The organism is Caballeronia pedi (genome assembly GCF_001544915.2).
GTDB lineage: Bacteria > Pseudomonadota > Gammaproteobacteria > Burkholderiales > Burkholderiaceae > Caballeronia > Caballeronia pedi.
Window position 1 is genome coordinate 38,483 of the sequence record NZ_FCOE02000048.1, and the last position, 13,800, is coordinate 52,282.

General features: G+C 63.6%; 12 protein-coding genes. 7 read left to right on the plus strand and 5 right to left on the minus strand.

Features of this window, described 5'->3' with window-relative positions; genetic code table 11:
* Positions 1-28 precede the first annotated feature (28 nt).
* The 3 genes from AWB80_RS37375 to AWB80_RS37385 all read right to left on the minus strand — a co-directional run bounded on the left by AWB80_RS37375 (position 29) and on the right by AWB80_RS37385 (position 2,651).
* The gene (locus AWB80_RS37375; RefSeq protein ID WP_087131911.1) at positions 29-808 is read right to left on the minus strand and encodes a TetR/AcrR family transcriptional regulator; all 780 of its coding nucleotides are present in this window, start codon (positions 806-808) and stop codon (positions 29-31) included.
* Positions 809-935: 127 nt separating this feature from the next.
* Positions 936-1,847, minus strand: a complete 912-nt coding sequence (locus tag AWB80_RS37380; protein ID WP_061179651.1) for an SMP-30/gluconolactonase/LRE family protein — start codon at positions 1,845-1,847, stop codon at positions 936-938.
* Positions 1,848-1,886: 39 nt separating this feature from the next.
* Complete coding sequence (locus AWB80_RS37385; RefSeq protein WP_061179652.1) at positions 1,887-2,651, minus strand: enoyl-CoA hydratase/isomerase family protein; 765 nt, start codon at positions 2,649-2,651, stop codon at positions 1,887-1,889.
* Positions 2,652-3,014: 363 nt separating this feature from the next.
* Here AWB80_RS37385 and AWB80_RS37390 point away from each other — a divergent pair, with 363 nt between their 5' ends.
* From AWB80_RS37390 to AWB80_RS37415, 6 genes are all read left to right on the plus strand, one after another.
* Positions 3,015-4,352: an MFS transporter gene (locus AWB80_RS37390; RefSeq protein WP_061179653.1), complete on the plus strand. Its 1,338-nt coding sequence runs from the start codon at positions 3,015-3,017 to the stop codon at positions 4,350-4,352.
* A complete protein-coding gene (locus AWB80_RS37395) occupies positions 4,349-6,781 on the plus strand; it encodes a xanthine dehydrogenase family protein molybdopterin-binding subunit (protein ID WP_244206949.1) in 2,433 nt (810 codons plus the stop codon). The genes AWB80_RS37390 and AWB80_RS37395 overlap by 4 nt, the downstream gene beginning before the upstream one ends.
* On the plus strand, positions 6,772-7,638 hold the full coding sequence (locus AWB80_RS37400; protein ID WP_244206950.1) for an FAD binding domain-containing protein: 867 nt from the start codon (positions 6,772-6,774) through the stop codon (positions 7,636-7,638). Before AWB80_RS37395 ends, AWB80_RS37400 begins: the two co-directional genes overlap by 10 nt.
* Entirely contained in the window at positions 7,635-8,102 is a 468-nt protein-coding gene (locus tag AWB80_RS37405; RefSeq protein ID WP_061179654.1) for a (2Fe-2S)-binding protein, read from the plus strand. The genes AWB80_RS37400 and AWB80_RS37405 overlap by 4 nt, the downstream gene beginning before the upstream one ends.
* A 31-nt stretch (positions 8,103-8,133) precedes the next feature.
* Positions 8,134-8,448, plus strand: a complete 315-nt coding sequence (locus AWB80_RS37410) for an EthD family reductase (protein ID WP_061179655.1) — start codon at positions 8,134-8,136, stop codon at positions 8,446-8,448.
* A 76-nt stretch (positions 8,449-8,524) separates the two neighbouring features.
* Positions 8,525-9,382 (plus strand): NAD(P)-dependent oxidoreductase, encoded by an 858-nt coding sequence (locus AWB80_RS37415; protein WP_061179656.1) that lies wholly within the window; start codon positions 8,525-8,527, stop codon positions 9,380-9,382.
* Between the two features lie 251 nt (positions 9,383-9,633).
* On the opposite strand, the gene AWB80_RS37420 is transcribed toward AWB80_RS37415, so the two are convergent.
* On the minus strand, positions 9,634-10,623 hold the full coding sequence (locus AWB80_RS37420) for a LacI family DNA-binding transcriptional regulator (protein ID WP_061179666.1): 990 nt from the start codon (positions 10,621-10,623) through the stop codon (positions 9,634-9,636).
* Positions 10,624-10,829: 206 nt separating this feature from the next.
* On the opposite strand from AWB80_RS37420, the gene AWB80_RS37425 reads away from it, so the two are divergent.
* Positions 10,830-13,079 carry a beta-glucosidase family protein gene (locus AWB80_RS37425; RefSeq protein ID WP_061179667.1) on the plus strand — a complete coding sequence of 750 codons (2,250 nt, stop codon included), beginning with the start codon at positions 10,830-10,832 and terminating at the stop codon, positions 13,077-13,079.
* A gap of 547 nt (positions 13,080-13,626) precedes the next feature.
* On the opposite strand, the gene AWB80_RS42980 is transcribed toward AWB80_RS37425, so the two are convergent.
* Positions 13,627-13,800: IS30 family transposase (locus tag AWB80_RS42980; RefSeq protein ID WP_143328212.1), on the minus strand; the 174-nt coding region annotated here is incomplete at its 5' end.

Consider the following 13,800-nt stretch of genomic DNA (forward strand, 5'->3'; position numbering starts at 1 on the left):
ACTGCGAGATAGATGCACCGGGGCAAATTCACTCCGGCTGAACGCTGGCTGCCCGACGGGAGCGTTTGGACACCGAGGCTTTCGCTGCAGACTTCGCCGTTTTCCCGCCCGGCGCCGGGCCGACCAGCGCCCGGATACCGGCTGCCGCAAATTTGACGAGCTGCTCATAATGCGCAGTAGACCTCGACGTTCGGGAGGAAGCGCCGAGACGCTCGGCGCGGCCGTTGAGCGCGTGCGCCTGCTGCCGGGCACCGACGGAAAAAAGATAGGCCCACGTCGCGTGTTCCCGCGAGATGCCGGGAATGACCGTGTGCAGAGCGTCGATGATCCGCTCCGCGATGGGATCGTAGTATGTCTCGCGGATACGTCGAGACCGCTCGTCACTACCCAGGCTGACGGACGCCACGAGTTGAACGTAAAGCGCGAGGTTCGCGGCGTCCTCACCGTGAAAAATCTCCGACAACGGTGTGAAGGCGATCGTCAGCACGTCTTCGACCGTTGCGGTACGGTCGCTCTCGAAAAGGGCGTCGAGCAGCTTCCCGCGGTGATCGTTGATCGCCGATGAACGGCGCTCGAAGACTGCCTCGTAGAGTTTGTCCTTGTTGGCGTAGTGATAGTGGACGAGCGCCTGCGCTACACCGGCCTCGTCGGCGATGTTGCGCATGCTCGCCCCCGCGTAACCATGTTCGCCGAACACCCGCTCCGCTGCGTTCAGGATCGCGGAGAGGCGCGAGCCAGGTGCACGCTCGGTTTCTTGAGCATGGTTGCCCGGGTTTCCGGACCGCTTCTTCTCACGCGATGTTTTCATGTTCAAACGCTCCGGCATTGTCCTATTCGATCGATCAGTCAGTATATCGCGACCGCCATGCGGCGTGCCTCGCCCGGTTCGAACCGCGTAGCTCAGGGCGCAGCGGTCCGCCGATGAGCCAGCGCCGTCAGCCGAGGAATTCCGGCTCCGCCAATCCTTTCACACCGGGCCGCACTGCGAGCACGTTGCCCGCGAGCGGTTGCTGAGCGAGTTCCTTTTCGTTCATGCGCCGACGCGCCGTCGTGATGAAAAGCGTGTCGAGATCCGGGCCGCCGAAGCACAGGCTGCTCACGCGCCGCACGGGCAGGTTGATGACCATGTCGATTCGTCCGCGCGGGTCGTAGCGTGTGACGCACCAGCCGTCCATGTTGGCGCTCCAGAAGCACCCGTCGGCATCGACGGTCGAGCCATCGCAAATGCCGCGTCCGAGCGGCACGTCCGCGAATTTGCGGCGGTTATAGATAGCGCCGTCTACCGAGTCGTAATCGAATACGTCGATCTGGCAACTGAACGAATCGGTCATGTACATGAGCCGGTTATCGGGGCTGAAACTGATGCCGTTGATACAAGTGATGCCCTCCATGATCAGCTTCGGCTGCAGATCGGGATCGAGACGGAACAGGCGCCCGCGCGGCGTGTAGGCGGCGGCTTCGACCGTGCCGGACCAGTAGCGTCCGTGACGATCGCACTTGCCGTCGTTGAAACGGTTCCTGGGGCGTTCGGCATCCGGACGCGCGATTTCGCTCAGTTCACCGGTCTCGGGCGAGAAAAAATAGAAGCCCGAACGCATGCCCACGATCAGGCCGCCTTTGGCGCGCAGGCCGATGCTGCCGATCTCTTCCTGCATCGGCCAGCTTTTCTTGGCGCCGCTCGAAATGTCGAGGCGATGAATCGCCTGACCGATGCCATCCACCCACCACAGCAATTGCGTCTTCTCGTCCCAGATGATCGATTCGCCGAGCACGTCGGGCGAGGAATCGACCACGTCGATGTCCGAACCTACCATGTCGATCGGTCTCGTGATGCTGCTGACTGTCATGCTGCCTCCTGGTTTGTCGATGTAAATGGGTTCGATGGTTCAAACAGCCGGTTCCTTCATGCGAGCGATGCCTTCGAGCGCGAGTCCGTAACCGAGCACGTCATGCAGGCGCGCCTTCAGTTCCTGATTCAGGCAGGTGCGCGTATAGCGTCGCACGAGACGCGGCTGTTTGAGCATCAGCCTCGCGAGTTCGCGCGCGCGCGGCAAGAGGTCCGTCTGCGGCAGCACTTCGTTGACAAGGCCCATCTTCAGCGCTTCGTCGGCGGAGATCTCCTGTCCGGTCAACAGAAAATAGTGGCCGCGCGCGCGGCCCATCAGCAACGGCATGATCAGATGCATGCCGTCGCCCGGCACCATGCCGCCCTGAAAATGCGCGGTGTCCTGAATGGTCGCGGTGTCGGACGCCAGCACGATGTCGCCGAGCAGCGGAATCTCCGCGTGCCGCACCGCCGGACCGTTGATGACGCTGATCACCGGCGCCTCGATATTCAGCAGGTTGATGAGCAGATGCTTCGCTTCCCAGTAGATCGGATCGTAGATCGTGGGCGTCATCGAATTGCGGTTCTGGTGCATGCCGGGCGCGATGGCCGGGCCGCTGAACGCATCGCCCGTGCCGGTCATGATGACCACGTCGTTTTCGCGGTCGCGGCCGACATCGAGAAAGGCCTGCTCGAACTCGCGATGAGCCGTGAGGTTCCACACGAGCGGCTCGCCGTGCGTGTGAAAGTGCATCTCCAGTACGCCGTCGCTGCGCGTCATGCGGATGGTCTCGAACTTGTCTGCGTATTCGTCGAAATGGCTCACGGCTCTGTCCTTTGCTTAACGATGAAGATTCGCGCTGGCGACGGTCGCTCGGGTGCGACATGTCGCCGGCAAGGGTTTCAGCCGCCGATACTAGTCCTGACTGATCGATCAGTCAACAAGGGAAATTCCGCCCGCGTTTCCGGTTGACCACCCGTTCGCTCGTCCGCTACTGTGCTGACTGTTCGATCGATCAGTTTTTCGTTTCCTGCGGATCCGCTGTTCTTCGACCGGATCCACGCAGCCCCTGACAAAAGCCCATGCCGCCGGCCCGGCCGCGCGCCGGCAGGCTCAAGGAGACAGCTTCATGAAACGCTTTCCGTCGTCCACGCGCCGTTTTCCCAACCTTCACTGAGAGGGGCCGCCATGTCGCGCAAAATCGCTCTCGACGCCAACGCCCCCGCTCCAATGACAACACCCGACGACACGCAGCGCGCGCTGTATTTCAAGGTCGCCGTTCGGCTCGTGCCGTTTCTGATCGTGTGTTACGTGGTTGCGTATCTCGACCGCATCAACGTCGGGTTCGCCAAGCTGCAGATGCAGGAGGCGCTCGGTTTCAGCGACGCCGTGTACGGTCTGGGCGCAGGCATATTTTTCATCGGCTACTTTCTGTTCGAAGTGCCGAGCAATCTGCTTTTGCAGCGTATCGGCGCGCGCAAGACCATCACGCGCATCATGGTGCTGTGGGGGATCACCGGCTGCGCCATGGCGACGGTATCGAGTCCCGGCGCGTTCTATGTGCTGCGCTTTCTGCTCGGTGTGTTCGAGGCGGGCTTCTTTCCGGGCGTGGTCTATTTCCTGAGCCAGTGGTTCCCGCGCAGCCGGCGCGGGCAGATTCTCGGTCTCTTCATGACGGGCTTCCCGATCGCGGGAATGATCGGCGGTCCCGTTTCAGGATGGGCGATGTCGCATCTCGCGGGCATCGCGGGGCTTGCGGGCTGGCAGTGGCTGTACATCGTCGAAGCGGTGCCGGCGGTGCTGCTGGGCATCGTGACGTGGTTTACGCTGTCGGACGATATCGAGCGCGCCCGATGGCTCACCGAGCCGGAGCGCGACACCTTGCGCCACGCATTGCGCGAAGAAGCCCACGACGCGGGCGCGAGACATGCCGGCCAGTTGCGGCAAGTGATCGCGGATCCGAAGGTCTACCTCATGAGTTTCGCGTACTTCACGTTCATCTGCGGCACGTATGCGCTGAGTTTCTGGCTGCCGACGGTGCTGAAGGCCGCGGGCGCGACGAGCGTGGAGCGCATCGGCTGGCTGTCGGCGATTCCTTACGGCATCGCGGCCATCGGCATGGTGTTGATCTGCCGTAGCTCGGACCGCCTGCTCGAGCGCCGCTGGCACGGTGCGCTGGCCGCCTTTGCGGGAGCCATCGCGCTTTCGCTGCTGCCGCTTCTGGCGCATGATCTGACTGCGACCATCGTGCTGCTGACGATCGCATCGATCACCGTGTTCGTCACCATTCCGCTGCTGTGGTCGCTCGCGTCGGACTACTTCGCGGGCTCCCCGGCCGCCGCGGTTGCCATCGCGTTCGTCAACAGCCTGGGTCTTCTGGGCGGCTTCGCCAGTCCGTTCGCGATGGGCTGGCTCAAGACGCTGAGCGGCACGCTGAACAGCGGCCTCTATCTGATGACGACGCTGCTCGCACTCGGCGCCTGCGCCATGCTGTGCATGCGCGCCGGAGCACGGACAAACGGATGACGAACGAAGCGACGAACCAGACGCAATCGCAGCCGGCACACATGGAACAGACCTTCAAGGATGCATCGCCGGGAAGTCTGCTGGGCGCGAGCGTCGCCCGGCTGGACGGCGCGCGATTCGTGTCGGGGCGGGTGGACTACAGCGCCGATCTCATTCCGCAAGGCGCGCTCCACCTCGCGATCCTGCGCAGCGCTCACGCCTGCGCGAGCGTCGTTTCGATCGATCTGTCCGGTGCGCTCGCCATGCCCGGCGTCGTGGCGGGGCTAACGGGCGAAGACGCCGCGCGTCTCTCCGATGCCATGCCGCCCGCGATGGATCTGCCCGCCAAAAGCGCGCGCGGTCCGCTGCAGAGCCGCTGTCTCGCATTGGGCCACGCGACGTACTTCGGGCAGCCGGTCGCGGCGCTCGTGGCGACATCGGTCCATGATGCGCAGGCGGCGCTCGAGAAGATCCGCGTCGAATACGAAGTGCACGCGCCGACCGCGAACGCGCGCGACGCCTTGCGCGAAGGTGCGCCGATCGTCCAGCCCGGCTGGGACACCAACCTGCTCGTGCGCGACCGCATCCGTGCGGGCGATGCCGATGCCGCCTTCGCGCGCGCGGCGCACGTCGCGCGGGGCGAACTGACGATCGGCGCATCGACGAGCGCGCCGATGGAAACACTGTGCTATATCGCCGAATGGGACGCACGCGGCGAGCGTTACGTGCTGACCGGCACTTTCCAGAATCCTCATACGAGCCGCTGGCTGATCGCGGCGGCGCTGCGCGTGAAGGAGTCGCAGGTGCGGGTGATCGCGCCGCGCATCGGCGGAACGTTCGGGCTCAAGATGGCGGGGCATCCCGAGGAAGTGCTGGTGGCGCTGTTCAGCCGCATTACGAAGCGCCCGGTTGCGTGGGTCGAGGAGCGGCGCGAAACGTTGCTCGCGGGCGCGCGCTCGCAACATCACAGCTTCGAGATCGCGGCGGACGAGCATGGCAGGCTGATCGGCTGGCGTGACCGGATGCTGGTCGATGTAGGCATCATCGGCGCGGGTCACAGCTGGGCGATGGCGCTCGTCACGCCGGCCGTGTTTCCGACCGTCTATACCATCGAGCATTGCGATGTCGAATGCTCGCTCGCCATCACCAACCAGCCGCCGTGGCAGGCCATTCGCGGTTACGGCAAGGAGATCGGCAACCTCGTGCTGGAGCGCGCCGTCGATCTGCTCGCTCGTCAGACAGGCATCGATCCGGTCGAGTTGCGGCGGCGCAATCTGGTTGCGCGCGAAGCCTTGCCGCGTCTGCTGCCCTCGGGGCTCAATGTGGATAGCGGCGACTATCCGGGCGGCCTCGATCAATTGCTGGCCCTGTTCGATTATCCGCAATGGCAGGCGCGCTCGCGGGCCGCGCGTGACACGGAGCGGCGCATCGGCATCGGGGTTGCGTTCGAACTGACGCCGGAAGGCGGCGCGCGGCCCGGCAACTTTCCCAACGGCTACGAGACATCGACCGTGCGCGTGATGCCCTCGGGCGATGTGCAGGTGCTCACGGGCGTGACATCGCCCGGCAGCGGCAGCGACACCGGCATCGCGCAGATGGTCGCGGGCGAACTGGGATTGCGCGCGGATCAGGTACGCGTGATCGAAGGCGACACCGACGTGACGCCGCTCGGCACCGGCAATGCCAGCAGCCGCGCGCTGATGTACGGCGGGACCGCCGCGTATCTGGCCGCGCAGGAGTTGCGCGACAGGCTCCGGCAATGCGCCGCCAACATGCTCGGCGGCGCGCCCGGCGATATCGTGCTCCGTGACGGCCACGCGTGGCGCGTGCCGGACGGCGCGAATATCGCAGTGGCCGAACTCGCGCTCGGTGCGCATCTGCGGCCATTCACAGTGGCGGCGGGCGTGACACTGCCGCTCGAAGTGACACGCAGCTTCGCGCCGAAAAACGTGCGCGTGGAGCCGGACGCGCAGGGCCGCATCGCCACGTATCCGACGTTTTCCTATTCCGTGCATGCCGTGGCGCTCGAACTCGACATGCTCACCGGCAACAGCAAGCTGCTCGACTATGCCGTCGTCCACGACTGCGGCGCGATGATCAACCCCGCGCTCGTCGAAGCGCAACTGCGCGGCGCTATCGTCATGGGGATCGGCGTCGCGTTGTGGGAACTCATCAGATTCGACGACCGGCATCGCATGATCACCGACCGCTTCAAGAGCTATCTGCTGCCGCGTGCGAACGATCTGCCGCCGATTCGCGTCGGGCATCGCGTCACGCTCAATCCGTTCCATCCGCTCGGCATGAAGGGCGCGGGGGAATCGGGGCTTGGCGGGGCGCTCGCGGCCGTCAGCAACGCCGTGGCGAATGCGCTCGGCGACGACGCGCGCCTCGAACACGTACCGGCGACACCGGCGCGCGTCATCGCTGCTCTGAAGGAGCGATGCACGTGATCGGACACTGCTTCGAGTTTCATCAGCCAGCGACACTCGACGATGCCTGCGCCCTGCTGGCCCGCTTTGGTGACGATGCATCCGTGCTCGGCGGCGGCACGATGCTGGTTCCCTCGATGTCGGCGAATCTCGCGCAGCCGGTGCATCTGATCGGTCTCGCGGCGCTCGGCCTGAACGAGGTAGCGCTGGACGACACGCATCTGCATATCGGCGCCATGACGACGTATGCGCGCTTGCTTGCCTCGCCGCTCGTCGCAACCCATGCGCCGCTGCTCGCCGCGATGACCGCGCAGGTCACGGGTGGTGCGTCCATTCTGAATCAGGGCACGCTCGGCGGGGCCGCGAGCTTCGCGAATCCGTCGTCGGATGCACCGGGCTGTCTCGCGGCGATGGAGACGATCTTCGAACTGAGCTCGTCGCGTGGCGTGCGCCACGTCGCGGCATGCGATTTTTTCGTGGACGCCTTTTGCACCGCACTGCGGGCCGACGAAATCCTCACCGGCATTCGCGTGCCGCGCGATGCGACGCTCGTCGCCTGCGAATATCAGAAGTACAAGGCGAGCGCGAGTTCGTGGCCGATCGTGACGGTCGCGTGTTCGCTGCATCGGGGCGAACAGGTGAGCGTGCGGCTCGCGGTCGGCGCGGCGGGGCGGCGGCCTGCATACCGGCGATTCGTGATCGAAGAAGCCACGCTGCGTGCGCCCGATGCCTTCATCGAACAGGCGGCGATGAGCGCGCTGGATCTCGTGGGCGTTGGCTGGAGCGATGAACTCGCGGATGGACGTTACCGCTGCGCGATCCTGCCGGGTGTGGTGAAGCGGCACCTGCGAAGCGTGCTTACAGGAACGAAGTCATGAAACGAACCATCGAGGTGCGACTTACGCTCAACGGCGAGCCGCGTGTCGCAGAGGCGGATTCGCGCCAGTTGCTCGTCGAACTGATTCGCGATGTGCTGGACGCGAAGGGCACGCGCATCGGCTGCCTGACCGGAGATTGCGGCGCGTGCACGGTGCTGATCGATGGCGAGGTGCGCAAATCCTGCCTCGTGCTGGCCGCGTCGATAAGCGGTAACGATGTGCGGACGATCGAAGGCATCGAGGGCATCGAAGCGTTGCAGGAGGCGTTCATCGCCGAGAACGGGTTTCAGTGCGGCTTTTGTACGAGCGGGATGATCGTCGCGGCGGCGGACTTGCTGAAGAACAATCCTTCGCCGAGTCGCGATGAGATTCGGCGCGCCATCAGCGGCAATCTTTGTCGATGCACGGGTTACGAGAGCATCGTCGAGTCGATTCATCGCGCGGCGCACGGCACAATCGGCTGATGTCGCGCTCAATCAGACAGAGGAGGAAACGATGTCTCAGCAATCCGGCGTCACGATCTACGTGACTTACCTAGGCGAACCTGGTGCCCGTTTCGATCGCGCGTATTACGTCGATCATCATCTGCCGCTCGTGATGCGTCATTGGTCGCAATACGGTTTGCGAAGTGTCGCGGCGTTTTTTCCGACGGTGGCGCAGGCGGGAACGCTCGCCATCTGCGAATGCCGCTTTTGCGACATGGCATCGGTCGATGCGGCGTTCGCTTCGCCCGAAGCAGCCGAAGTAATGGCCGACCTTCCGCATTTCACCGATCTCGCAGCGCATCGCTCACGCGCGATGCCGTTATAAGTAACGATTTGGATGACTTATCAAGTCAGACTGTGATGCATCACGCATCGTCTGATTCGTTGCAAGGAGAAGAACCATGAAAATCGGCATCATCGGACTGGGTGCGATGGGACGCGAGATGGCACGCAACCTCGCGCACGCGGGACATGACGTAAAAGCGTGGAACCGCTCGGGTGGATTGGTGGATGGCGTGACGATGGTTGCATCGCCCGTGGAAGCATTTCAGGGCGACGCGGTCTTCACGATGCTTTCCGACGACGCCGCGATCCGCTCGACGCTGATCGCATCCGGCGTACTCGCGCAAGCGAAGGCGGGGCTCGTGCATGTGGTCACATCGACGATCTCGGTCGCGTTCGCACGCGAGTTGGTCGCGGCCCATGCGGAGGCGGGCATCGGTTACGTGGGCGCTCCCGTGCTCGGACGACCCGATGTCGCGGCGAAAGGCGAACTCAATGTGCTGGCGGCCGGACCGCCGGAAGCAATCGCAAAGGTGCGGCCGCTGCTCGACGTGATCGGCGGACGCATCTGGGACATGGGCGACGAAGCGCCGACCGCGAACGCCGCGAAGCTTGCCTGCAACATGATGATCACGATGGCGATCGAAGCGATGGCCGAAGCCGTCGTGCTCACCGAAGCGAACGGTTTGCCGCGCGAGCGCTTCTTCGATGTGATTCTGAATACGCTGTTCGGCAGCCGGTCGTATCAGGTGTACTCGGCGAATATCGCCAATGCGAACTACGAACCGGGCTTCAAGGCGACCCTCGGGTTGAAGGATTTGCGGCTTGCGTCCGAAGCGGCCGCGGACGCAGGCCGCACGTTGCCGATGCTCAATGCGGTGCATGGGCGCATGAGCGAAACGGTCGCGGCGGGGATGGGCGAAAGAGACTGGTCGGCGATGGCGAAATACACGATCGAGTCGGGTAGGCCGCGATAGTTCTTTCGTCGCGCAGGGAAGGGCGGGTGCCGGTTCTGCGTCATCTGCGGAGGACGCGAGAGGCAAGTGCGCCTTTACGGGAAACCCCTTAGAAGAAAAAAATAGTCAGCTATCTCAAAACTCGTTACTCTGGGTAACCGTTTTCCCAAACACATATTGGGACCTTCCCTTTTTCATCTAATGCACACGCCTGGCGCTTCGCGCGAGGCGTGCGGAGAGACTCATGCCTTAAAAAAGCGCTCACGCATTACTCACGCGGCGTGCGTCGATTCGCGCACGATCAGGCACGGCTCAATGGTCACATGCTCGATCTCTTCCTTGCCGGAGAGCGCGTCGATGAGCTTTTGCATCGCGATCTCGCCCATGGTCTCGCTCTGCGTATCGACGCTCGTGAGCGAAGGCGCGGAGATTTCGCCGTAGGGCACGTTGTCGATGCCGGTCACCGCGACGTCGCGCGGCACGTTGATGCCGAGCGCGGTCGCCGCCTTGATGAAGCCGAGCGCGATGAGATCGTTGTAGCAGATGACCGCCTGCGGACGGCGCGGCCCGAGCATCACGCGAGAACACGCGTGTTCGCCGGCGCGCGTGGTCGGCGCGTGCGCGTCGTGCACGTCGAGTTCGAGCCCGGCTTCGGCGAGGCAATCGCGTACGCCGGCAATGCGCTCGTCATTGATGCGCGCCTGCCCGAAGCCCAGATACGCAAAGTTGCGATGACCGAGATCGAGGAGATGACGAGTGAGCATGAAGGTGGCGAGTCGGTTGTCGATGCCGACGCTCGGAATGGGCAGCTTGTCGCTGCGCCTGAGCAGGACCACGGGTTTGTCGAGGTCGAGCAGCCATTGCGACTCCTCCTCGGGCAGGCGCGAGCTGAGGATTAAACCGTCGACGCGGCGCGCGAGCGCTTCAACGAGCGGCCGTTCGCGCGCCTGGGTCTCCTCGACATCGACGAGCAGCAGCGTGTAATCGTGTCTGAGCGCCACGCGATTCGCGCCTTTCACGACGTTGGTGAAATGCGGATTGCTGATGTCGAGAATGGTGAGACCGATGGTGCGAGTCTGCTTCGTCACCATCGAACGGGCGAGCGGATTCGACTGATAGCCGAGCTGTTCGATCGCGGCCTTGAGCTTGGCCTCGACCGGCTCGGTGAAACGTTTCGTCCCGTTGATGTACTTGGACACGGTCGCGACGGAAACGCCGGACAGCGCTGCGACGTCGCGGATGGTCGCCGAGGGTTTTTTCATGTGAAAACGTTTAATCGGGTAGACGTGCGCGGATGCGCCGCGCGAATGCATCGAGTGTACGACGCCGGACGGCGCTGATACAGATATAGAGATTCGGCGGGCGTAAATCAAGCGGTCCGCATGCGCGGATCAAAGAGGTCTAATCGATAAGGATGCCGAATTAAATAGGTTGATAAATGATCGATTCCAACAGGAGGAGCGAAGTGATGAGAAACCGTACGATCCTGAGCGCCGTCATGGCGATGTTCGTCGCCGCGGGTTGCGGAGGCGGGCACGACGACAATGGCGGCACGCCGCCCGTGTCGAATGCGCGTGCGTGGATGAATACCTCGCTGCCGCCGCAGCAGCGCACCGCGCTCCTGCTCGCCGCGATGACGCCGCAGCAGAAGATCGCGCAGCTCACGGGCACGCCCGGCGTGGTGCCGGAGATTCCGTCGTGCTATGGCGCGCGGCACATCGCCGGCATACCGGAATTGCAGATTCCCACGCTGCGCGTGACCAACGGCCCCGTGGGCGTCGGGCAGAACGATTGCGTGTCGCCCGATCTGCCGGGATTGCCGCTTTCGTCGCTGTCGAGCCCGGCATCGGCCAAGGCGACCGCGCTGCCTTCGGGCATGGCGGTAGCCGCATCGTTCGATACGGCCGTCGCGAGCCAGTTCGGCGACGTGATCGGCCGCGAATCGCGCAATCTCGCGCTGCACGTGCTCGAAGGCCCGGGCATGAACCTCGCGCGCAATCCCACGCTCGGGCGCAACTTCGAATACTTCGGCGAGGACCCGATCCTGAGCGGCACGATGGGCGTCGCCGAGATCAAGGCGATTCAGTCGCACGGCGTGATCGCGATGGCCAAGCATCTGGTCGCGAACGAGCAGGAAACGAATCGCATGACGATCAACGAGAACATCGACGACAAGACGCTGCACGAGCTTTACATGGTGCCGTTCGAAATGGCAGTGAAGGATGGCGGGGTGGCTTCCGTCATGTGCTCGTACAACTCGGTGAACGGCGCGTCGATGTGCGAGAACAAGCACATCCTCACCGATGTGCTGCGCGGGCAGTGGGGTTTCACGGGCTACGTGCAGTCCGACTTCTTCGCGGCGCACAGCACGGCGAACACTATGCTCGCCGGCCTGGACAACGAAATGCCGGGCATCGACGTCGCGCCGCTCACGACCTGGTGGACGCCGGCCAAAATCAATGCCGCGCTTTCGGCGGGACAGATCGCGCAGTCGAATATCGACACCGCGCTCGGCCGCCGCTACACGCAGATGTTCCGGCTCGGCATCTTCGATCGACCCGTCACGCAGACCGCCATCGATCAGGCAGGCGACGGCGCGATCGCACGCGCGATCGGCGAGCAGTCCGCGGTGCTGCTCAAGAACACCAACAACTTGCTGCCCTTCGATCCGAAAGCGATTCGCTCCGTGGCCCTGATCGGCCAGGCCGCGTATGCGAACAAGGCGGTGTCGGGCTGCTGCGGCGGCAGCTCGGACGTGATTCCGCTTTACACGGTCACGCCGCTCGAAGGCGTGCAGAGCGCGCTGAAGCAAGCGGGATCGGCCGCGAGCGCGAGCCTCACGGTCGTCGCCGACGACAACAGCAACCTCGCGGCGGCCGTCAATGCCGCAAAGCAAGCCGATGTCGTGATCGTGCTGGCCGGCACTATCGCGGAGGAGGGCGCCGACCGTCCGAGCATCGAGTTGTCGAACAATCAGGACGCGATCATCGCGGCGGTCGCGGCGGCGAATCCGCGCACGGCGGTCGTCATGAAGGACAACGCGTCCGCGCTGATGCCGTGGATCGATCAGGTGCCCGCCGTGCTGGAGACCTGGTTCCCGGGGCAGGAGGACGGCAACATCATGGCGAATCTCGTGTTCGGCATGACGAATCCATCGGGCAAGCTGCCCGTCACGTTCCCGAAGAAGGCGGGCGACTGGCCCGCGAACACGCCAGCGCAATATCCGGGCGTGACCGTCAACGGCCAGCCCACCGTCACGTATTCGGAAGGTTTGCAGATCGGCTATCGCTGGTATGACGCGCAGAACGTGAAGCCGTTGTTCGCGTTCGGGCATGGTCTTTCGTACACGAGCTTCAGGATGTCGAACCTGCAGGTAAGTCCGCAGTCGTCGGACGGCACGAAGCCGGTCACCGTGTCGGTGGATGTCGAGAACAGCGGCAAGATCGCGGGCGCGGAAGTGCCGCAGGTGTATCTGTCTTTGCCGGCGGGTCTTGGGCAACCGCCGAAGCGCCTCGTCGGCTTCCAGAAGGTCATGCTCGCGCCGGGCGAGAAGAAGACGGTGCAGATCGTCATCGATCCGAACGCGGCGAGTCATCCGCTCGGTACGTGGGACACGGCCTCGCAGCAGTGGAAGACGGCGGGCGGACAGTATCAGGTGCTGGTGGGCGATGCGTCGGATAACCTGTCGCTGAATACGGGGTTGTCGGTCGGGAAATAGGCGCAGTGAATAGAGGCCGGCTGCTCGGGTTCTTGGCCGGGCGGTCGGCCCCGTGGAGGCGGGCTCGGCGGCGCGTTGGACGTTCCGTCGCGGCGCATGACCTTGTAGTGGGAATGTGGCGGGGTGCTGCGCGATGGTGCGCGCCTGCGGGTGCTCAAGCAGCGTATGCGGGTCGGTCCGGTCGAGTTGTTCTGCCAAAGCACGCGAATCCTGTCGCGGTCAACATGGCTGGCGAGTTCAAACAGGCCGTTGAAAATCGCGTTGTTCGAGTGATACGGCTGGTACGTGGTGCACAGCGCGGTGAGCTTTTAAGTTCCGCGTTGCGGCTCTCAATACCAATCCGCTGAAACGTCGATAGCCCGAGTATGCCGGAACGTCTGGAGAAGATTGGTAATGAAGTTCGTGCCGTACGTCGGAGAAAACGTGATGTGGACGGCTTGGCCGTTAGCTCTGTAGAACGTTTATCGATCTGGCGCTCTCGGCCAATTTCGGTCGTTGACGTACCGCTTGACAGCGGGCACTGAAACGTCCGCACCGACCGGCGGATTCAACCGATCGATGCAATAGTTTTCTGAAACCGTTCAGCCGGCGTTTCGTAATTCAGTGTCATGCGTGGACGCTCGTTCAGCCTTCTTGCCACGGCGTTGAGTTTGGCCTGAGAGTAGACCGACAGATCGATCCCTTTCGGGAAGTACTGCCTCAGAAGACCATTGGTATTTTC